This window comes from Sphingopyxis sp. NJF-3 (assembly GCF_053514865.1).
This window is the reverse complement of the sequence record NZ_CM130726.1, coordinates 901,336-921,378: the sequence shown is the minus strand read 5'-3', so window position 1 is coordinate 921,378 and position 20,043 is coordinate 901,336. Positions and strand designations below refer to the sequence as shown.

Genomic DNA, 20,043 nt, shown 5'->3' with positions numbered 1-20,043 from the left:
CATGGATTTCACCGTCACCGAAGATCAGGCAACGCTGACGACCGGCGTGCGCGACTATCTGGCGGGCGTTCACGCGCCCGAGTTGCTGCGCGCGCTCGACGCCAGCGACAGCCGCCGCTCGGCCGACGTATGGCGGGGCCTCGCGGAGATGGGCCTGCCCGGCCTGCTCGTCCCCGAAGCGCAGGGCGGGCTTGGCCTATCGCTGCTCGACGCGGTGCTGATCGCCGCCGAACTCGGTCGTGCCGGGGTCGCCGAGCCGCTGGCCGACACCGCGCTCGTCGCCGCGCCGCTGCTCGCCAAGGCGGGCGGACAGGACGCGCTGCTCGCGGCCATCGCCAGCGGCGAAGCGAAGGTTGCGCTTCAACACCCCGTCAATCCGTGGGTCTCCGATCTCGAGGACGCAAGCCATCTCCTGTCGGCAACGGACGGCGCGCTGCTGCTCGCCGAGCATGGCGGCGGCGCCGACCTCCTCGACAGCGTCGATCCGCTCCGCCGCCTTTATGCGCCGATCGCACCTTCGGGAGCCGAAGTCGGCTCGGCCGACGCGCTGCTCGACCATGCCGCGCTGATCGCCGCCGCGCAGCTTGTCGGCATTGCCGACGCGATGCTCGAACAGGCGACCGATTATGCGAAGAACCGCAGCCAGTTCGGCCAGCCCATCGGCAGTTTTCAGGCGGTCAAGCACCACCTCGCGACCGCCGTGGTCAAGATCGAATTCGCCAAGCCCGTGATCCAGCGCGCCGCGGTGGCACTCGCCGAAGGATCGGCCAGCGCCCCCGTCCATGTCAGCCACGCCAAGCTCGCCGCCGCCGACGCGGCGTGGGCGATGAGCGAGATCGCGATCCAGACGCACGGCGCGATGGGCTATACCTATGAAGTCGACCTGCATTTCTGGATGAAGCGCGCCTGGGCGCTGTCCGGAGCCTGGGGCGACCGCGCTTTCCACCTCGTGCGCATCGACGCCGCCGTCCTCGGCGGCGCGCTGCCGATCGGCCCCGGCCACAGCTTCGCATAAGGAACGAAAAACAATGGCTGAAGCCTATATCATCGACGCCGTCCGCACGCCCATCGGGCGCAAGAAGGGCAGCCTCGCCACCGTCCACCCCGCCGACCTCGCCGGGCATCCGATTCTGGCACTGATCGAACGCACCGGCATCGACGCGGGTCAGGTCGACGATGTCGTCTGGGGCTGCTGCGACACGATCGGGCCGCAGGCGGGCGACATCGGCCGCACCGCGTGGCTCGTCGCGGGCCTGCCCGAGCATGTCCCCGGCACGACGATCGACCGCCAGTGCGGATCGTCGCAGCAGGCGGTGCATTTCGCGGCGCAGGGCGTGATGAGCGGCACGCAGGATCTGGTCGTCGCGGGCGGCAGTCAGGCGATGAACGCGATCCCGATCTCGGCGGCGATGTTCGCGGGCCAACCCTATGGCTTCGACAGCCCCTTCATCGGCTCGAAAGGCTGGGACGCGCGCTACGGCACCGAAGAGGTCAACCAGATCAAGTCGGCCGAGATGATCGCCGCCAAGTGGCGGATCAGCCGCGAAGCGATGGAGGTCTTCGCCACCGAATCGCACCGCCGCGCGCAAGCCGCGATCGACAATGGCTGGTTCAAGGCCGAGATCGCGCCGCTCGAAGGGCTGGAGCAGGACGAGACCGTTCGCCCCCAAACGACGCCCGAAGGTCTCGCGACGCTGCGCACCGTCAACGAGGGCGGCGTGATCACTGCCGGCATCGCGAGCCAGAATTGCGACGGCGCGGCGGCGCTGCTCATCGCGAGCGAGGCGGCGGTCAAGGCGCATGGGCTGAAACCGCGCGCGCGCATCCATCATCTGTCGGTCCGCGCCGACAATCCGGTGTGGATGCTCACCGGCCCCATCCCGGCGACGAAATATGCGCTCGCAAAGGCGGGGATGAGCGTAGACGACATCGACCTGTTCGAATGCAACGAAGCCTTCGCGTCGGTGCCGATGGCGTGGATGCAGGAACTCGGCGTGCCGCACGAAAAGGTCAATGTGCAGGGCGGCGCGATCGCGCTCGGCCACCCGATCGGGGCCACGGGCGCGCGGCTGATGACGACGCTGCTCGGCGCGCTCGAACGCACCGGCGGCCGCTACGGGCTCCAGACCATGTGCGAAGGCGGCGGTCAGGCCAACGTCACCATCATCGAAAGGCTGTAAGCGACATGGGTATCTGCGAAGGACGCACCGTCATCATCACCGGCGCGGCACGCGGGCTCGGGCGTTCCTATGCGCTCGCCTTCGCCGCCGAGGGCGCGAATGTCGTCGTCAACGACATCGGTACGAGTTTGTCGGGCGAAGGCCGCGACACCTCGGCGGCCGATGGCGTGGTCGCCGAGATCGAGGCGGCGGGCGGCAACGCCATCGCCAATTATGAGGACATCACCGACTGGGACGGTGCGAAGCGGATCATCGATGCCGCGGTCGCAGCGTTCGGCGACCTGCATGTCGTCGTCAACAACGCCGGCATCGTGCGCGACCGCATGTTCGTGTCGGCAACGCCCGAGGAATGGGACGCAACGATGCACGTCCATCTGCGCGGCCATTTCTGCGTCGCCCGCCACGCTGTCGATTACTGGCGCGCGCAGCAAAAGGCCGGCTATGCCGTCGATGCGCGGATCATCAACACGACGAGCGGCGCGGGGCTGCAAGGCTCGATCGCGCAGGCCGCCTATTCGACGGCGAAGGGCGGGATCGCCGCGCTGACTTTGGTACAGGCCGCCGAACTCGGCCGCTACGGCATCACCGCCAACGCCCTCGCCCCCGCAGCACGGACGCGGATGACCGAACAGGCCTTCGCCGACAAGATGGCGGCGGTCGAGAGCGGCTTCGACGCGCAGGACCCCGACAATATCGCGCCGACCGTGGTGTGGCTGGGTTCCGAAGCATCGAAGCATGTCACCGGCTGCGTCTTCGAACTCGAGGGCGGACGCATCACGATCGAGGACGGCTGGAATCTCGGCCCCACGGTCGATCAGCAAGCCAGGTGGAACCCGGCCGATGTCGGCGCGGCGGTCGATGAGTTGCTCGCCGAACGCCGCGAACCGCGTAAGGTCTGGGGCAGCTAGGATGCATTTCGCCTTCACCGCCGAACAGGCGATGATCGCCGAAACGGCGAAGGCCTTCTTTGCCGAGCAGGCGACGAGCGAACGCACCCGCGCCGCGATGGCCGGCACAGGCGTCGACGAGGCGCTGTGGCAGGCCTTCACCGCAGACCTCGGCCTCGCCGGGGTCATGGTGCCCGAGGCCGAAGGCGGCGTCGGGCTCGGCATGGTCGAGCTTGCCATCCTGGCCGAGGAAGCCGGGCGGCATGTCGCCGCGCTGCCTTTGCTCGCGAGCGTCGGCCTTGCCATTCCAGCGATCCTCGCCGGCGGCAGCGCCGAGCAGAGGCCGCGCCTCCTCCCCCGCCTCGCCGCGGGCGATCTGGTCGCGAGCTTCGCCGAGGCGGCGCCCGCGACGACCTGGAGCGACGACACGCTGACCGGCGCCGCGCTCCATGTCCCGCACGGCGCGCGCGCCGACCTGTTCGTCGTGGCGGTCGGCGAGGCCGTCCTCCTCGTCGAACGCGAAGCGCCCGGACTCACCGTCACCCCGCTCATCAGCATGGACCAGACACGCCCCTATGCGCGGCTCGATTTCGGCGCGGTCGCGGCAGAGCCCCTCGCCGACCCCGCCGCCGCGCTCGCCGCCGCGCGCCGCACCGGCGCGCTCGTTCTTGCCGCCGATGCGCTCGGCGGCGCGCAGGCCTGCCTCGACCGCACCGTCGCCTATGCGCAGGAACGTATCCAGTTCGGCCGCGCGATCGGCAGCTTTCAGGCGGTCAAGCACCGCCTCGCCGACATGATGGTCGCGATCGAACAGGCGCGCTCGGCGGTCTATTGGGCGGCTTGCGCGATCGACGAGCGATCGGACGAAGCCGTCTTCGCGGTTCACGCCGCCAAGGCTTTCGCCTGCGACACTTACATGCATTGTGCGGGAGAGATGATCCAGCTTCACGGCGGCATCGGCTTCACCTGGGAACATGACGCGCACCTCTATTTCAAGCGCGCGCGCGGCGACCGCAACCTGCTCGGCACCCCCGACTGGCATCGCGAGCGGATCGCGGAAATGGCCGGATTGGACGAGGCGGCATGAAGCTGGGATTCTCACCCGACGAAGAAGCCTTCCGCACTGAAGCCGCGGCCTGGCTCACAGCCGAACTTGGCGGACCCTTCGCCGATGTGCGCGGGCTCACGAGTCTGACCGAAATGCCCGAACGCCGCCGCGACTGGGAACGCCGGCTGGGCGAAGCGGGCTGGAGCTGCGTCGGCTGGCCGAAGGCCTATGGCGGGCGCGACGCGACGCTGGCCGAACAGGTGATCTTCGCCGAGGAATATGCCCGCGCCGGCGCGCCGCCGCGGCTCAACCATATCGGAATCGAACTCGCCGGCCCGACGATCCTCGCCTTCGGCACCGACGAACAGAAGGCGCGCTTCCTGCCGCCGATCGCGCGCGGTGAGGAAATCTGGTGTCAGGGCTATTCCGAACCGGGGGCCGGCTCCGACCTCGCCAATGTCCGCACCCGCGCGTGGCGCGAGGGCGATGGCTGGATGATCGAGGGGCAGAAAGTCTGGACCAGCCTCGCGCAATTCTCCGACTGGATTTTCGTGATCGCCCGCAGCGAGGAGGGATCGAAGGGCCCCAAGGGTCTCGCCTTCCTGCTCGTCCCGGTCGACCAGCCCGGCGTCACCATCCGCCCGATCCACCAGATCACCGGCGAGGCCGAGTTCAACGAGACCTTCTTCGACGGCGCGCGTACCGACGCCGCGAACATCCTCGGCGCGCCCGGCGATGGATGGAAGGTCGCGATGGGGCTGCTCGGCTTCGAGCGCGGCGTCTCGACCCTCGCGCAGCAGATGGGGTTCCGCAACGAACTCGACGCGGTAATTGCCGCGGCGCGCGCCAACGGCGAGGCGAGGAATCCGCTGATCCGCCAACGCATCGCCAAGGCCGAAATCGGGCTCAAGCTGATGCGCTATGGCGCGCTCCGGATGCTCACCGATGCCGAGGGCGGCAAGCTCAATCCCGCCGCGCTCACCTACAAGATCCAGTGGGCGACGTGGCGCCGCGATCTGGGCGAACTCGCGATGGACATACTCGGCCAGGCGGGAGAGACCATCCCGGGCGGCGACTATGCTTTCCCGCCGCTCCCCAACCTGTTTCTCTACAGCCGCGCCGACACCATCTATGGCGGCACCAACGAGATCCAGCGCAACATCATCGCCGAGCGCGCGCTCGGCCTCCCGCGCGAGCCGCGCGGCGACCTCAAATAACGGAGACGAAGCGTGGCACGACCGGCCCCCGATTACCCCACCCCGACCGGCCTCCTCAAGGGCAAGACCGTGCTGATCACCGCCGCCGCGGGCAGCGGCATCGGCGGCGCGGTGGCACAGCGCGCGGCCGAGGAAGGCGCGAGCCTCTTCCTCTCCGACATGCACGAACGGCGGCTCGGCGAAACCGCCGACCGCATCGAGAGGCTCGGCTTCGCGCGCCCCGGCACCCTCGTTTGCGACGTCACCGACGAGGCGCAGGTGCAGGCGCTGGTCGCGGGCGCGATCGGCGCGATGGGGCATGTCGACGTGCTCATCAACAACGCCGGGCTCGGCGGCGCTGCACCGGTGGTCGAGATGACCGACGAGCAATGGCACAAGGTGCTCGACGTGACGCTCACCAGCGTCTTCCGCATGACGCGCGCGATGCTGCCGCACATGTACGAACGTCAGAAAGGCGCCATCGTCAACAACGCCTCGGTACTCGGCTGGCGGGCGCAGAAATTGCAGGCGCATTATGCCGCGGCGAAGGCAGGGGTGATGGCCTTCACCCGCTGCTCGGCGCTCGAAGCGGCCGAGCAGGGCGTGCGGATCAACGCCGTCTCGCCCAGCCTTGCGATGCACGCCTCGCTGTCGAAAGTGACGCCGCCGGGGCTGCTCGAAGAACTGACCGAGAGGGAAGCCTTCGGCCGTTACGCCGAACCGTGGGAGGTCGCGAACGTCATGCTGTTCCTCGCGAGCGATCTGTCCTCCTATATGGCGGGCGAAGTCGTCGCGGTGTCGAGCCAGCAGGCATGAGCGCGCGCATCTTCGATACGCCCGCGGCGCTGCTGGAAGCGGTGGGCGAGACCTTCGGCCCGACCGAATGGGTTTCCATCGAGCAGGACCGCATCGACCTGTTCGCCGAGGCGACCGACGATCATCAATGGATCCACGTCGACCCCGAACGCGCCAGGGACGGCCCCTTCGGCGGCACGATCGCGCACGGTTACCTGACGATGAGCCTCGTCAACCGCTTCCTCCCCGACCTGATCGAGGTGCGAGGGGTCGCGATGGGGATCAACATCGGCACCGACAACCTCCGCTTTCTGAACCCGGTTCGCAGCGGCAGCCGCATCCGCGGCGTCGGCGAACTGGTCAAGGCCGACGAGGCCAAGGGCGGCGTCCAGGCGGTGGTGCGCGTGACGGTGGAGATCGAGGGCGAAGCAAAGCCCGCGTGCGTCGTCGATACGATCAGCCGCTTCTACCCTGAATCCTGACGCAGGGCCGGCACGGAAATATTTGAAACAAAGGGAATAGATATGACCTCAGGACGGCTGGGCGGAAGGATCGCGCTCGTTACCGGATCGAGCCGCGGCATCGGGCGCGCGATCGCGCGCCGTCTCGCGGCCGACGGCGCGACCGTCGTCGTCACGGCCCGGAGCCTCGACTCGGCAACGGGCGATCCGGGGACGCTCAGCGAAACGGTCGCGCTGATCGAGGCGCGCGGCGGCCGCGCGATTGCGATCGCCTGCGACCTTGAGGACGAACAGGCATGCGCGAGGCTCATCCCGCAGGCGGTCGAGGCCGCGGGCGGGCTCGACATCTTGGTGAACAACGCCGGATACGCCGATTATGTCCCCATCGAATCGATGCCGATCGAAACGTTCGACCGCACCCTCACCCATTATCTGCGCGCGCCCTTCATCCTGACACGCACCGCCATCCCGCATATGAAGGCGCGCGGCGCGGGGTGGATCGTCAATATCGGCTCGGTCACGGCACAGGCACCGGTCAAGCCCTACAGCCCGTTCGACACCGACGGCGGCGTCGCGGTCTATGCGGCGGCGAAGGCGGCAATCAATCGCCTGACGCAGGGCGCGGCGGCCGAACTGCTCGCGTCGAACATCGCGGTCAATCTGGTCGCGCCGTCGACCGCCATCAAGACACCCGGCGCGACGCGCTATATCCCCGATGATTATCCGGGGGAGAATGTCGCCTATCTGGCCGAAGCGGTGGCCGAAATGTGCCATCTGCCCGCGGTCGAGCGGTCGGGCCTGCTCGCGCATTCGATGCACTTCGCGGCGCATCACCGGCTCGCGGTGGCGGATATCGACGATCTGACTCCGCTGCCGGTCGCCGAGATTCCGGCATGGTCGCACCCGGCGGTCCGCGCCGACGGGACTTGATGCGGCGGAGAGGTTTGCCCGCAACCGGCCCTGGCGGCTCAGTTCACCATCCGCTCATAGCCCTCCCAATAGGGCGCGCGCAGGTCCTTGCGGAGGATCTTGCCCGAGGCGTTGCGCGGCAGCGCCTCGATCACGTCGACGCTGCGCGGAGCCTTGAAGGCGGCGATGCGATCGCGGGTCCAGGCGATGATGTCACCCTCCTCGATCGTCATCCCCGGCTTGGGCACGACGACCGCCTTCACCGTCTCGCCCCATTTGGCGTCGGGAATGCCGATCACCGCGACCTCCTGCACCGCGGGGTGACCGTAGATCGCGCTCTCGACCTCGGCCGGATAGACATTCTCGCCGCCCGAGATGATCATGTCCTTCATCCGGTCGTGGATGTAGAGATAGCCGTCCTCGTCCATGTAGCCCGCGTCGCCGGTGTGGATCCAGCCGCCCTCCGTCATCGTCTTCGCGGTCGCGTCGGGCAGGTTCCAATAACCTTGCATGTTGTTCGACGAGCGGGTGACGACCTCGCCCACCTCGCCCGTCGGCACCTCGTTGCCGTCGGGGCCCAGCACCTTGATCTCGACGCCGGGCAACGGCTTGCCCGCCGAACGCATCCGCTTGTTGCCATCGGGATCGTGATCCTCGGGCGGCAGCATGCAGATGGTGCCCGTCGTCTCGGTCATCCCATAGGCCTGGATGAACTGTGCCCCGAACATCTTGATGCACTGGCGCAGAAGGTCGAGCGGGATCGGCGCGGCGCCGTAGAGGATATATTTGAGCCGGCTGTAGTCGACGCTCGCGCAGCGCGGATGGAGCAGCAGCATCTGCAGCGCCGCGGGAACGATGAAGAAGCGCGTCACGCCATGATGCTCGACCGCGTCGAACACGCCGTCGGGATTGAATTCGGCGAGCACCACGCCGGGCAGCCCCGCCGCGAGCGCCATGATGCCGAGCCCGGTGCCGCCGATATGCGCGCAGGGCATCGCGACGAGCACCGCCTCGTCATCCTCCCACCTTGTATAGGGCAGGTCGAGATCGGCCGAATTCTTGCGCAGCGCGAAGAGGTTGGTGTTGGTGAGCACCGCCCCCTTGGGGTTGCCCGTGGTGCCCGAGGTATAGAGCTGGAGCACCGCATCGTCCGGCCCCGACGGCGCGAAGGCGGTGCGCGGCGCGGCGTCGATCATCGCGCGCGCGGCGTCGGCGCCGACGATCTTCGGTTCATGGTCGAGCTTGCCCGCGAGCTGTTCGGCCGCCGCGTCGAAGCCGGGGCCGGTGAAGACGATCTTCGCGCGCGTGTCGTTGACGATGAACGCCCATTCGGTCGGCGCGAGACGCCAGCCGATCGGCGCCATCACGACGCCCGCGCGCGCCGCGCCGAAGAAGAGGGTGAAATAGAGGTCGCTGTTCTTCCCGATCCACGCGATACGATCGCCCGGCCGCAGCCCGGCCGAGAGCAGCGCGCTCGCAACGCGCGCGGTGCGCTCTTCGAGCTCGCCGTAGCTCATCACCCGGCCTTCCTCTCGCATCGCGACGCGGTCGGGCCGCGCCTTCGCCCAATGGGTGATGAATTCGTCGAAGGTCAGCAGGTCGGCGGTATCGCTCATGTCCATCTCTCTCCCGGCGTCTTTGCGCAATTCTCAGACCTGATAACAACAGACTCGGCGACTTGGCAAGCGCGACGCTTCGCAAGCTAAGCGCGCGCGACCGCCATCGGCAAGCGGAACGTCAGCTGCGGCGGAAGAGGAGCATCAGATTGTTGGCGGGCATCGCCTGCCGCGCGGTAAAAGCGAGGCCCGCGTCGCGCGCGGCGGCCTTCACCGCATCGAGGTCGCGCAGCCCCCATTCGGGGTTGCGGGCGCGCAGGCTGGCGTCGAACGCGATATTGCTCGGCGCGGTCGGCACCCCGGGTTCGACATAGGGGCCGTAGAGGATCAGCGGCGCGCCCGAAGGCAGGATGCGCGCCGCCCCCGCGAGGAGACCCAGCGTCGCGCTCCACGGGCTGATATGCACCATGTTGATGCAGAGCAGCGCATCGGCGCCCGCGACCGGCCAGCCGGAGGTGGCGGCGTCGAGCCGGAGCGGCGGCGCGACATTCGCAAGCCCCGCCTCGGCGCTCCATGCCGCGATCGAGACGAGAGCGCCGGGATCGGGGTCGCTCGGCTGCCAGTCGAGCGCCGGGAAGGCGGCGGCGAAATGGACGATATGCTCGCCCGATCCGCTCGCCACTTCGAGCACCCGGCCCGTCGGCGGCAGCCATTCGGCGAGCGTCGCGGCGATCGCGTCGCGGTTGCGCAGCGTCGCGGGGGCGTGGCGCTTCGCCTCGCGCCCGCCGTCCTCGGGCATCCAGGGTTCGGGGCTCATCGCGCCTTCGCGAGCGCGCGAGCGCGCCGCTCGCGCACCACCAGCCAGCCAAGCAGCCCGACCGGCCCCGTCATCAGCGTCAGGAACAGGAAGGGAAGCTGGACGATCCGCCCGAATCTCTTCTGGTCGGCGTCGCGCGCGATCCACATCCCGACGAACAGGTCGAAGGCCAGATAATGCGTCCAGCCAAGCGTCGCGCCGCCGGGGGTGTCGAACAGCTTCATCACGCCCGCCAGCGAGGTGAAATCGCCGCCCGCCACCCCGCCGGGATCGATGCCGCCGGTCAGGAAGCCGATGATCGTCACCGTATAGACAAGGCAGAGCAGCGCAACGCCGGCGTAGAGGATCGCCGACAGGATGCGCGGACCGCGCGGAGCGAAGGCGAGCGCGAGCCAGCCGGCGATCGCCCAATAATTGGCGATGAGAAAAATGCTGTTCCAGCTCATGCCCGATCCTCCATCGCCCCTGCGAAGGCAGGGTCGCTATCGCCCTAGAACAAGTTGAGAGAAATCTGAATCCCTCCGTTTCCCCGAGCGAAGGCGAGGGGCATTGCCGAGCGAAGTCGAGGCGGCACCGCCCCGGTTCTCGCTTCGCTCGAACGGCCCCCTCGTCTCCGCTCGGGGAAACGGATTCTTGTCATGGCGCATTTTATCGCCGATACTCGAGCGCCCCGCTCAGCTCCCGCCGATCTCGCTCATCGACGGCGTGCCGGGCGCGACCGCGGGCTCGCTCCACGTCAGGATGGGCTTGCGCGCCGCCAGCGTTTCGTCGAGGCGCGCGCGCGGCGCGAAATGCGGTGCCGACTTGAGCGCCGGGTCGCCGTTGCGGGCGCGCAGCGCGATGCTGCGCAGCGCGCCGATGAACTGGTCGAGCACCGCCTTCGATTCGGTCTCGGTCGGTTCGACCAGCATCGCGCCGTGGACGACGAGCGGAAAATAGACCGTCATCGGGTGATAGCCCTCGTCGATCAGCCCCTTGGCGATGTCGAGCGTCGAAAAGCCCTCGGCGAGACCCTTGTCGCTGAACAGCGCCTCGTGCATGCACGGACCCGACGCCGCGAAGGGCGCGTCGAGCACATCCTCCAGATTGCGCAGCACATAGTTGGCGTTGAGCACCGCATCCTCGGCGACCTGCTTCAGTCCGTCGGCGCCGTGGCTGAGGATATAGGTCAGCGCGCGGGTGAACATGCCCATCTGGCCGTGGAAGGCGGTCATGCGGCCGAAGGTGTCGGGATGCTCCTCGCCCGCGCTTTCCTCTTCGATCAGGCGGAAACGTTCGCCGTCCTTCGTCACGAAGGGGAGCGGCGCGTAGGGTGCGAGCGCCTCCGACAGCACGACCGGGCCCGAGCCCGGCCCGCCGCCGCCGTGCGGGGTCGAGAAGGTCTTGTGGAGGTTGATGTGCATCGCGTCGACGCCGAGGTCGCCGGGGCGCACGCGCCCGACGATCGCGTTGAAGTTCGCGCCGTCGCAATAGACATAGCCACCCGCCGCATGAACCGCGTCCGAAATCGCCTTCAGGTCGCGCTCGAACAGGCCGCAGGTGTTGGGGTTGGTGATCATCACCCCCGCGACGTCGGGGCCGAGCCGCGCCTTGAGCGCCGCGAGGTCGACGCGGCCCTCTTCGGTCGCGGGAATATCCTCGACGCTGAAGCCCGCGAAGGCCGCGGTCGCGGGGTTGGTGCCGTGCGCGCTTTCGGGGACGAGCAGCACGCGCCGGTCCTCGCCGCGCGCCTCGAGCGCCGCCTTGATGCAGAGGATGCCGCAAAGCTCGCCATGCGCGCCGGCCTTGGGCGACATCGCGACGCTGTGCATGCCCGTCAGCGTCACCAGCCATGCGGCGAGTTCGTGGATCACCGCATAGGCGCCCTGCACCGTCTCCTGCGGCTGCAGCGGATGCGCGTCGGCGAAGCCCGGCATCCGCGCGACCTTTTCATTGAGGCGCGGGTTGTGCTTCATCGTGCAGCTTCCGAGCGGGAAGAGGCCGAGGTCGATCGCGTAATTCTGCCGCGACAGGCGCGTATAGTGGCGCACCGTTTCGCCCTCGCTGAGCCCCGGCAGGCCGATCGGAGCCGAGCGCGCGAGCGCGCCGAGGTCGGCCGCGGGCGCCTCCTCATCGAAATCGACCCCCGTGGTTTCGGTCGAGCCGATCTCGAAGACCAGCGGCTCTTCGAGCATCAGCGCGCGGTTGCCGGTGAAGGTGACATTATCGTCGGCACCGCCGGCGTTCATTTCGGGGCGCCATCCGGCGCGGTTGAGCGCGGTCATGCCAGCACCTCCTTCAGCGCCGCGGCAAAGGCGGCGATATCCTCTTCGGTCACGGTTTCGGTCACCGCGACGACGAGGCCGTTCGCGAGGCCGTCATTGTCGGGGTAGAGGCGGCCGAGCGACACGCCGCCGAGCACGCCCTTCTCGGCGAGCTGGTGGATGACGGGTCGCGCCGCCTTCGGCAGGATCAGCGTGAACTCGTTGAAGAAGCCGCCGTTCATCACCGACACGCCCGGAACCTTCGCGAGTTCGGTCGCCGCCGCTTCCGCCCGGCCATGGTTGATCGCGGCGAGCCGGCGGAGGCCGGCTTCGCCGAGCAGGGTCATGTGGATGCTGAAGGCCAGCGCACAAAGCCCTGAGTTGGTGCAGATATTGCTTGTCGCCTTCTCGCGGCGGATATGCTGCTCGCGGGTCGAGAGCGTCAGCACGAAGCCACGCTTGCCGTTCGCATCGACCGTCTCGCCGCACAGGCGCCCCGGCATCTGGCGGACATATTTGGCCTTGCAGGCGAAGAGGCCCACGTAAGGCCCGCCGAACTGGAGCCCGACGCCGATCGATTGCCCCTCGCCCACCACGATGTCGGCGCCCATCTCGCCGGGCGACTGGATGAGGCCGAGCGCGACGGGTTCGGTGACCACCGCGATCAGCAGCGCGCCGGCCGCCTGGCACGCGGCGGCGAGGGCGCGCATGTCGTCGATGCGGCCGAGGATGTCGGGATATTGGACGACGACGCAGCTCGTTTCCTTGTCGACCGCCGCGGCGAGCGCGGCCCAGTCGGTGCCGGCTTCGAGGCTCGGATCGCCGTCGACCAGCACGTCGCCGGTATAGTTCGCCATCGTCCGCGCGACGCTGCGATAATGCGGATGCAGCCCCGTCGAGAGCAAGGCCTTGCCGCGCCGCGTCACGCGCCGCGCCATCACGATCGCTTCCCAGCACGCGGTCGAGCCGTCGTACATCGACGCATTGGCGACGTCGGTGCCGAACAGGCGCGCGACCTGCGTCTGGAATTCGAACAGCATCTGCAGCGTGCCCTGCGCGATCTCGGGCTGATAGGGCGTATAGGCGGTCAGAAACTCGCCGCGCTGGATCAGATGGTCGACGCTGGCGGGCACATGGTGGCGATAGGCGCCCGCGCCGAGGAAGAAGGGCCCGTCGCCCGCGGCGCGGTTCTGCCGCGCCAGCGCCGCCATATGACGCTCGACCGCGAGTTCGCTGGCGTGCATCGGCAGCCCGGCGATAGGGCCGTCGAGCCGCGCCGCTTCGGGAACGTCGCTGAACAGATCGTCGATCGACGATGCGCCGACGGCCGCGAGCATCGCGCCGCGGTCGTCGGGAGTGAGGGGCAGGTAACGCATGAATTACTCCGGCGAAGAAACGGGGTTGTCGGAAAAAAGCGGGGCGAGATCGGCGAGCGATCCGCGGAAGGTCGCGGGTCCGCTGTGCGTGGTGCGGACCCAGGGCGCGAGCCAGATGCGGAAACCCGCGGCGCGCGCGCGGTGGCAGAAGGCGTAGTCCTCGGACAGTTGCCGGCGGCTCTCGGGCTCGATCATCGGCATGAACAGGCCGTGCACTTCTTCGGCGACCCGCGCATTCTGCCGGTCGCGCGCATCGACGCGGAAGGCGAGCTCTGGGTGGCGCGCGCACAGCGTCTCGATCACGTCGCGCCGCACCAGCATGAAGGCGGCGCCCAGCTGCGTCAGCTCGACCAGCTCGTTCAATGCGAACGACTGGCCGGGGTTGAGGAAGCTCAGCGCGAAATCGCCGGCATAGCCCGCGAGATCGGCGGGATTGTCCCGCGCCAGCCCGCGCTCGGCGGCGCGCGCCACCTGGGCCCAGTTGACCACCCTGCGCGGCACCGGTGCGCCGAGGATCGCGCAATCCTCGCGCGCCGCCATCGCCGCGAGCATCGCGAACACATCGTCGGCGGCGAAATCGACGTCGTCGTCGACGAACAGCAGATGCGTGCAGTCGCTTTGCAGAAAGATGTTCGCCAGCATGTCGCGCGCGCGGTGGATCTGCGCCTCGTGCAGGATGAACTCGAAGCGGAGCGGCAGCGAGCGTGCCGACGCCGCCATCGACAGCGCGAGCACCGCGCGCACATAGCCGCCCTGCGCGCCGGCATAGATCGCGGTCGCGACCATCGGCCGGCAGCCGGCGAGCGCGGGTGCGGCGGCGGTCATGCCGCGAGCCCGATCGACAGGATGGCGAGAGACATCATGAACCTATCTCCCCCCTCCCGCGGCCGGGAGGGGCGTGACTTACAGGCTGTCGCAGAATTCCTTGTAGGCGGCGGCATTCATCAGCCCGTCGAGCTGCCCCTTGTCGGACAGGGTCATGCGGAAGAACCAGCCTTCGCCCTCGGGATCGCTGTTGACGAGCGCGGGGTCCTCCTCGAGCTGGCCATTGCCTTCGGTCACCACGCCGTCGACGGGGGCGTAGACGTCGCTCGCCGCCTTCACCGATTCGACGACCGCGGCGTCGCCGCCCGCGCTGAGCTCGGCGCCGGTGTCGGGCACTTCGACGAACACGATATCGCCGAGCTGACCCTGCGCGAAGTCGGTGATACCGACCGTCGCGACATCGCCGTCGACGTCGATCCATTCATGCTCTTCGGTATAGTAACGCGGCATCGTCAGGCTCCCTGTTTGCGGACATATTTGTGCGGAACGAACGGCATGGCGGCGACGGTGCAGGGCACCCGCCTGCCGCGCACCTCGGCGGCGATCGCGGTGCCGGGCGCGGAGAGGCCGGTGGGCACATAGCCCATGGCGATCGGCGCGCCGACGCTGGGGGCGAAGCCGCCCGAGGTCGCGACCCCGATTTCGGTGTCGCCGTCGAACAGCTTCGCGCCCTCCCGCACCGGCAGCTTGCCATCGACGAGCAGCCCGACGCGCTTGCGCGGGGCTCCGTCAGCGAGGTGGCCGAGGATGCGCGCGGCGCCGGGAAAGCCACCTTCCTCGCGGCGGCGCTTCGAGATCGCGAAGCCCAGATCGCCCTCGACGGGATCGGTCGCGGGGTCGAGGTCGTGCCCGTAGAGCGGCAGCCCCGCCTCGAGCCGCAGCGAATCGCGCGCGCCGAGACCGATCGGCTTCACCTCCTCCATCGCGCAGAGCGCGTCGGCGAGCGCGCCGACATGCGCCGCGGGCACCGAAATCTCGAACCCGTCCTCGCCGGTATAGCCCGACCGGCTGATGCCGAGGGGGACGCCGTTCCAGTCGAAGCCGCCCGCCTGCATGAACACGAGCGCGCCGACGCCCGGAACCAGCCGTTCGAGCGCCGCGGCCGCCTTCGGCCCCTGCAGCGCGAGCAGCGCCTGCTCGTCCATATGGTTGAGCCCGATCGCGTCGGGCAGATGCTCGCGCAGATGGGCGATATCGTCCCATTTCACCGCGCCGTTGACGACCATGTAAAGTTCGTGGTCGCCGCCGGTGATCATCAGGTCGTCGAGGATGCCGCCATCCTCGGCGAGCAGCAGCGAATAGCGCATGCGGCCGGGCTTGAGCGCCGAAATGTCGCCGGGGACGATCGTTTCGAGCGCCTCGGCGACGCCTTCGCCGCTGAGGATGAGCTGGCCCATGTGACTGACGTCGAACAGGCCCGCATTCGCACGGGTCCACAGATGCTCGGCCATGATGCCTTCATATTGGATCGGCATCCAATAGCCGGCGAATTCGACCATCCGCGCGCCCTTCGCGCGGTGCCAGGCGTCGAGCGGCAGGGTGGCGGTTTCGACCGCAGCTTCGCCCGTATCGTCTTCATCGTCGCGCATATCGCACTCCCGTCGTTGGCACGGCAAGACGCGGCCCGATGCCGCCTTGTCGCCATGCCCCCTCTGTCACGGGAACCTGAGAGTTTTCCTCCATGAATCATGGAGTTACCCCTTCGGTGGCCATGGCGGACCATGACGCTTTCCAGAGTGTCCGTTCCAGCCCGCGCGGTCCTGCGAACCTGAGAGTTTCCGGGGCGGTTGCTCCTTCGGTGGCGAGGCGCGGATCACTCCGCTCCCCGCGCTCTCCCGCGCGGCCGGCCGAATCCCTTTCGAGCTCCGGCAGACGCCCGAGCCTTGGCGGGGGCCCTTCGCAGAGTCAATCGGCGAGCGCGCGGATCGCGTCGTTTTCGTGAACATGGGTGCCGCTTTCGCGACGGGATGCGAGCGCGACGATCGCCCTCGCGACCGTTTCGGCGGGAATCGACCGGTATCGGCGCAGCGAGCCGTGGAGCAGCGCATCGGTGAAGGGCGCCGCCGCCATCGCGATCCCCTCCCCCAGCCGCGCCGGACCCGGCCGGTCGCCGGTGAGCAAGCCGGGACGCAGGACATCGAGCCGGTCGAAGCCGAGCGCGCGCAGCCCCGCCTCGGTCTCGCCCTTGGTCCTGAGATAGAAATTGCCGCTCTTCGCCGAGGCGCCGACCGAGCTGACGACAATCATCCGCGCCGCGCCACCGAGCCGCGCCCCGCGCGCGGCGGAGAGGATCAGATCGTGGTCGACCGCGCGAAACGCCGCCTGCGATCCCGCCGCGCGGATCGTGGTGCCGAGGCAGGATATCAGCCCCGCGGGCCGCTCGGCGGCGATGATATCAGGCCAGCGCTGGGGCGGCGCGACGAGGAGCGCGTGGCGTTCGGGCAGGTCGTCGACGTCGCGACGCGCAAGCACGGTCAGCGCCAGTTCGCCCGCGTGCGCGATCACGCGGCGGCCGACGAGGCCGGTGGCGCCGACGAGGAGGATATTGTCACCCATCCCGCCACCCTATCCGTGTTCCCGAGCGAAGACGAGAGGCCTGGTCCATCCGGTGCTGACATCGCAGAAGGCGGCGCACGATTTGGCCTGCTTCGTCACCCCGGACTTGATCCGGGGTCCCGCTTTTCGACGTTGCTGAGCGGGACCCCGGATCAAGTCCGGGGTGACGAGAAGGATATTCGAATCTTCCAAAGCCAAACTACGGAATTTTTTGCTTATACGGCTCACACATGCCTGAGTGGTTCGGGCACCGCATCGCGCCCGAAAATCTCGGCATAGCGGTCGATCGCGAAGCGGTCGGTCATGCCGGCGATATAGTCGCCGATGTGGCGGACGATCGCTGCGTCGCCTTCGGGCAGGCGCGCCGCCCAGTCATCACCCATGCGGCACGGGTCGTCGGCATAGGCGGCGAAGAGGCGGCCGACCACCTCCTGCGCCGCCCCGGCCGCCGCGAGCTGCGACGGGTGATGATAGAGATTAGTGTACATGAAGCGCTTGAGGTCGCGTTCCTGTCGCGCGAGGTCGGGCGAAAAGCCGCCGAGGGTGCGGCCGGCGGCGCGGACCTCGGCGGAGCTCGCAACCCCGGCGTCGGCGATGTTCGCCGCCGTCGTCGCGATCACGTCGTTGACCATCACCCCGATCTGGTCGCGCACCAGTTCGCGCAGCATCCGCTCGCGCGCGGCGCCGGGAAAGCGCCGCTCGACCCCCGCGAAATTGGCGGCGACGAAGGGCTGCGCCATCAGCTGGTCGAGGTCGAGCAGACCCGCGCGCAGCCCGTCGTCGATGTCGTGATTGTCGTAGGCGATGTCGTCGGCGACCGCCGCGACCTGCGCCTCGAGACTCGCGTGGCTCGCGAGATCGAGCGGAAATTCGGCGTCGATGTCCGCGAGCGCCCAGCCCGGATGGCGGACGGGGCCATTATGCTTGGCGAGCCCTTCGAGCGTCTCCCACGTCAGGTTGAGGCCGTCGAAGCGCGGATAGGGGCATTCGAGCCGCGCGAGCGTGCGCAGCGTGTGGCCATTATGGTCGAAGCCGCCGTGCGCCTGCATCGCAGCCTTCAGCGCATCCTCGCCCGCATGGCCGAAGGGCGGGTGGCCGATGTCGTGCGCGAGGCACAGCGCCTCGGTCAGATCCTCGTTGAGCCCGAGCGCGCGCGCGATGCCGCGGCCGATCTGCGCGACCTCGATGCTGTGGGTCAGCCGGACGCGATAATGATCGCCGTCGGGCGCGACGAACACCTGCGTCTTGTGGCGCAGGCGGCGAAAGGCGATCGAGTGGATGATCCGGTCGCGGTCGCGCTGGAACGCGTCGCGCGGCCCGCGCACGACGCGGCCCGGTTCCTCGTGGCGGCGGCCCCGCGAATGCGCCGGGTCGCTGGCGCAGGGCGAGATGGCCATCACTTGACGGGATCGACGGCTTCGCCCGCCTCGCTGTTGAACAGGAAGCCGTCGCCCTCCGCCTTCTTATAATCGGCGAGCCAGTCCTGCGCCGCCTTGCGGTCCTTGAACGGGCCAACGAGCAGGCGGCGGGTCTGGCCCCATTCAGCGGTCGACCCCGATCTGCCCTTGAACAGTGCGGCATTGCGCTTGGCAAAGCGATTATAATCGAACGCCAGTGCCTTGGGGTTCGAGCCCGTGGCGATCTGGACCCAGATGCGCGCGGGGTTCGCCTTCTTCCTGTCCGCCTCGGCCTTCGCCTTGGCATCGGCTTCGGCTTTGGCCTTGGCCGCATCGGCCTTCGCCTTTGCCGCCGCCTGATCCTTGGCGCGCTTCGCCTCTTCGGCGGCTTCCGCCTCGCGTTTCTCTTCGAGCAGCATGGCGAGCGTCGTCGCCCCCACCGCATTGTCGGGTCGCGCCATTTCCTCGGGTGGGATTTCGATCGAACTGACGATATCGGCGAGCGAGGCGAGCGGCGCCGCAGCCGCGGGGGGCGGCGATGAAGCCGCCGCATTGGCGGGTGCGGGCGCCGGGGTCGACGCTGTCGCCGCAGGTGTCGGAGTCGGGGCAGCCGCGGCCGGCGTTGCACCGCTTCCCATATCGGCGATCGAGAAGCCGGGACCGATCGGCCCCGAATCGCGCCGGATCGCGACGCCGATCGGCGCGGGCTCTGTCGCGGCCGTGCGAACCGGCGGTGTCGGTGCGGGGGATGGCGAAACCGCGGCGGATGGCGGCGTCGCGGGTTTGGGCTGGGGCAATGCTGCCGCCGGGGCGGGCGCCGGCATTGGCGTCGGTGCCGGAGCGGGTGTGCGCCGGACCGCGACGGGGGCGGGCGCGGGGGTCGGCGCGGGTGCAGCGACCGCCGCGGGGCGCCGGCTCGCCGATCCGCGGCGGGTGCCGGCGTCGGGCGTCCGCGGCGTGGCCGAGGCGACCTGGACCGGCCCCCGCGCCGGTCCCAGCTCGCCGGCCGGAAAGCGGCCGAAATGGGCAGCGGCAGCCTGCTGCGCCGGATTGAGGCGGTCCATCCGGGTCAGATAAGGCAGGATATTCTGCGCGAGCGCGGCGGGCATCGTCGCGTTGACGATTTCGGTCGCCTCCTTGTCGCGATCGTTCATCGCCAGGATCATCGCGCGCAGCCGCCAGGCGCCGCGATCGGACTGGCGAAGCTGCGGGCCGAGCATCTGGATCGCGCGGTCGGTGTCGCCGCTGATCCCGAGCGACAGCGCGTAGCGCCGCGTCACTTCCTCATTGGGTGCGATCGACAGCGCCATCTGATAATCGCGCTGCGCGGCATCCTGTTGCCCCAGAAGGTCACGCGCCAGCCCGCGGTCGGCGAGAAACAGCCGCTCGGGCGCGCCGAGCAATTGCGCTTCGCCGAAATAGTCGAGCGCGCGGGTCGGATTTTCCATATGGACCATCGCCGACCCGAGCGCGGCCTTCACCGCGCCGTCGCGCGGTGCCGCCTGTTCGGCACGGACGAGGAAGCCAAGCGCGGCGCGATAATCCTCGAGGTCGATCGAGGCGCGCCCGGCGTCGAGCAGCGCACCGGTATCGCTCGCATTGGCGGCGATGCGGCCGAGCGCCGACGACAGCATCGTCCGCGCCGCGGTGCGCTTGTCCATCGCGGCGCGCGTCGCGGCGTCGGGCTGCGCCGCCTGCATCGCCTGCGCCGGGGTGGCGGCGATCGCCGACAGCAACAGCAGCGCGAACGCGCCATGCCGTGCGCGTCGCGGCCTTGCCGTCATTTGCGATCGCCAC

General features: G+C 68.9%; 19 protein-coding genes and 2 riboswitches. Of the genes, 8 read left to right on the top strand and 11 right to left on the bottom strand.

Annotated features, from left to right (window positions below):
* Position 1: 1 nt before the first annotated feature.
* The 8 genes from ACOTSS_RS04350 to ACOTSS_RS04315 are packed head-to-tail and all read left to right on the top strand — an operon-like array spanning position 2 to position 7,497.
* Positions 2 to 1,015 carry an acyl-CoA dehydrogenase family protein gene (locus tag ACOTSS_RS04350; RefSeq protein ID WP_448690307.1) on the top strand — a complete coding sequence of 338 codons (1,014 nt, stop codon included), beginning with the start codon at positions 2 to 4 and terminating at the stop codon, positions 1,013 to 1,015.
* A 13-nt stretch (positions 1,016 to 1,028) separates the two neighbouring features.
* On the top strand, positions 1,029 to 2,180 hold the full coding sequence (locus ACOTSS_RS04345) for an acetyl-CoA C-acetyltransferase (RefSeq protein ID WP_448690306.1): 1,152 nt from the start codon (positions 1,029 to 1,031) through the stop codon (positions 2,178 to 2,180).
* 5 nt (positions 2,181 to 2,185) lie between these two features.
* Positions 2,186 to 3,088 (top strand): SDR family oxidoreductase, encoded by a 903-nt coding sequence (locus ACOTSS_RS04340; RefSeq protein WP_448690305.1) that lies wholly within the window; start codon positions 2,186 to 2,188, stop codon positions 3,086 to 3,088.
* A gap of 1 nt (position 3,089) precedes the next feature.
* Complete coding sequence (locus ACOTSS_RS04335) at positions 3,090 to 4,154, top strand: acyl-CoA dehydrogenase family protein (protein WP_448690304.1); 1,065 nt, start codon at positions 3,090 to 3,092, stop codon at positions 4,152 to 4,154.
* Positions 4,151 to 5,332, top strand: coding sequence for an acyl-CoA dehydrogenase family protein (locus tag ACOTSS_RS04330; protein WP_448690303.1), 1,182 nt, complete (start codon positions 4,151 to 4,153; stop codon positions 5,330 to 5,332). The genes ACOTSS_RS04335 and ACOTSS_RS04330 overlap by 4 nt, the downstream gene beginning before the upstream one ends.
* Before the next feature lie 12 nt (positions 5,333 to 5,344).
* The gene (locus ACOTSS_RS04325; protein WP_448690302.1) at positions 5,345 to 6,127 is read left to right on the top strand and encodes an SDR family oxidoreductase; all 783 of its coding nucleotides are present in this window, start codon (positions 5,345 to 5,347) and stop codon (positions 6,125 to 6,127) included.
* On the top strand, positions 6,124 to 6,588 hold the full coding sequence (locus ACOTSS_RS04320; RefSeq protein WP_448690301.1) for a MaoC family dehydratase: 465 nt from the start codon (positions 6,124 to 6,126) through the stop codon (positions 6,586 to 6,588). Before ACOTSS_RS04325 ends, ACOTSS_RS04320 begins: the two co-directional genes overlap by 4 nt.
* A 42-nt stretch (positions 6,589 to 6,630) precedes the next feature.
* Positions 6,631 to 7,497 carry an SDR family NAD(P)-dependent oxidoreductase gene (locus ACOTSS_RS04315; RefSeq protein WP_448690300.1) on the top strand — a complete coding sequence of 289 codons (867 nt, stop codon included), beginning with the start codon at positions 6,631 to 6,633 and terminating at the stop codon, positions 7,495 to 7,497.
* Positions 7,498 to 7,535: 38 nt separating this feature from the next.
* On the opposite strand, the gene ACOTSS_RS04310 is transcribed toward ACOTSS_RS04315, so the two are convergent.
* The 11 genes from ACOTSS_RS04310 to ACOTSS_RS04260 all read right to left on the bottom strand — a co-directional run bounded on the left by ACOTSS_RS04310 (position 7,536) and on the right by ACOTSS_RS04260 (position 20,030).
* Complete coding sequence (locus ACOTSS_RS04310; protein ID WP_448690299.1) at positions 7,536 to 9,098, bottom strand: fatty acid--CoA ligase; 1,563 nt, start codon at positions 9,096 to 9,098, stop codon at positions 7,536 to 7,538.
* Positions 9,099 to 9,213: 115 nt separating this feature from the next.
* Complete coding sequence (locus ACOTSS_RS04305) at positions 9,214 to 9,849, bottom strand: DUF938 domain-containing protein (RefSeq protein ID WP_448690298.1); 636 nt, start codon at positions 9,847 to 9,849, stop codon at positions 9,214 to 9,216.
* Positions 9,846 to 10,295 carry an ABA4-like family protein gene (locus ACOTSS_RS04300; protein ID WP_448690297.1) on the bottom strand — a complete coding sequence of 150 codons (450 nt, stop codon included), beginning with the start codon at positions 10,293 to 10,295 and terminating at the stop codon, positions 9,846 to 9,848. The genes ACOTSS_RS04305 and ACOTSS_RS04300 overlap by 4 nt, the downstream gene beginning before the upstream one ends.
* A 228-nt stretch (positions 10,296 to 10,523) precedes the next feature.
* Positions 10,524 to 12,077 (bottom strand): aminomethyl-transferring glycine dehydrogenase subunit GcvPB, encoded by a 1,554-nt coding sequence (gene gcvPB, locus ACOTSS_RS04295; RefSeq protein WP_448691287.1) that lies wholly within the window; start codon positions 12,075 to 12,077, stop codon positions 10,524 to 10,526.
* Between the two features lie 32 nt (positions 12,078 to 12,109).
* Entirely contained in the window at positions 12,110 to 13,468 is a 1,359-nt protein-coding gene (gcvPA, locus tag ACOTSS_RS04290; protein WP_448690296.1) for an aminomethyl-transferring glycine dehydrogenase subunit GcvPA, read from the bottom strand.
* Between the two features lie 3 nt (positions 13,469 to 13,471).
* Positions 13,472 to 14,293, bottom strand: a complete 822-nt coding sequence (locus ACOTSS_RS04285; protein ID WP_448690295.1) for a glycosyltransferase family 2 protein — start codon at positions 14,291 to 14,293, stop codon at positions 13,472 to 13,474.
* A 78-nt stretch (positions 14,294 to 14,371) separates the two neighbouring features.
* Entirely contained in the window at positions 14,372 to 14,743 is a 372-nt protein-coding gene (gene gcvH / locus ACOTSS_RS04280; RefSeq protein ID WP_448690294.1) for a glycine cleavage system protein GcvH, read from the bottom strand.
* A 2-nt stretch (positions 14,744 to 14,745) separates the two neighbouring features.
* Positions 14,746 to 15,882, bottom strand: a complete 1,137-nt coding sequence (gcvT, locus tag ACOTSS_RS04275) for a glycine cleavage system aminomethyltransferase GcvT (protein WP_448690293.1) — start codon at positions 15,880 to 15,882, stop codon at positions 14,746 to 14,748.
* Positions 15,883 to 15,935: 53 nt separating this feature from the next.
* Positions 15,936 to 16,038, bottom strand: a riboswitch (glycine riboswitch).
* Positions 16,039 to 16,141: riboswitch (glycine riboswitch) on the bottom strand.
* A 57-nt stretch (positions 16,142 to 16,198) separates the two neighbouring features.
* A complete protein-coding gene (locus ACOTSS_RS04270; protein WP_448690292.1) occupies positions 16,199 to 16,849 on the bottom strand; it encodes an NAD-dependent dehydratase in 651 nt (216 codons plus the stop codon).
* A gap of 224 nt (positions 16,850 to 17,073) precedes the next feature.
* On the bottom strand, positions 17,074 to 18,246 hold the full coding sequence (locus ACOTSS_RS04265) for a deoxyguanosinetriphosphate triphosphohydrolase (protein ID WP_448690291.1): 1,173 nt from the start codon (positions 18,244 to 18,246) through the stop codon (positions 17,074 to 17,076).
* A complete protein-coding gene (locus ACOTSS_RS04260; RefSeq protein WP_448690290.1) occupies positions 18,246 to 20,030 on the bottom strand; it encodes a tetratricopeptide repeat protein in 1,785 nt (594 codons plus the stop codon). Before ACOTSS_RS04260 ends, ACOTSS_RS04265 begins: the two co-directional genes overlap by 1 nt.
* Positions 20,031 to 20,043 lie beyond the last annotated feature (13 nt).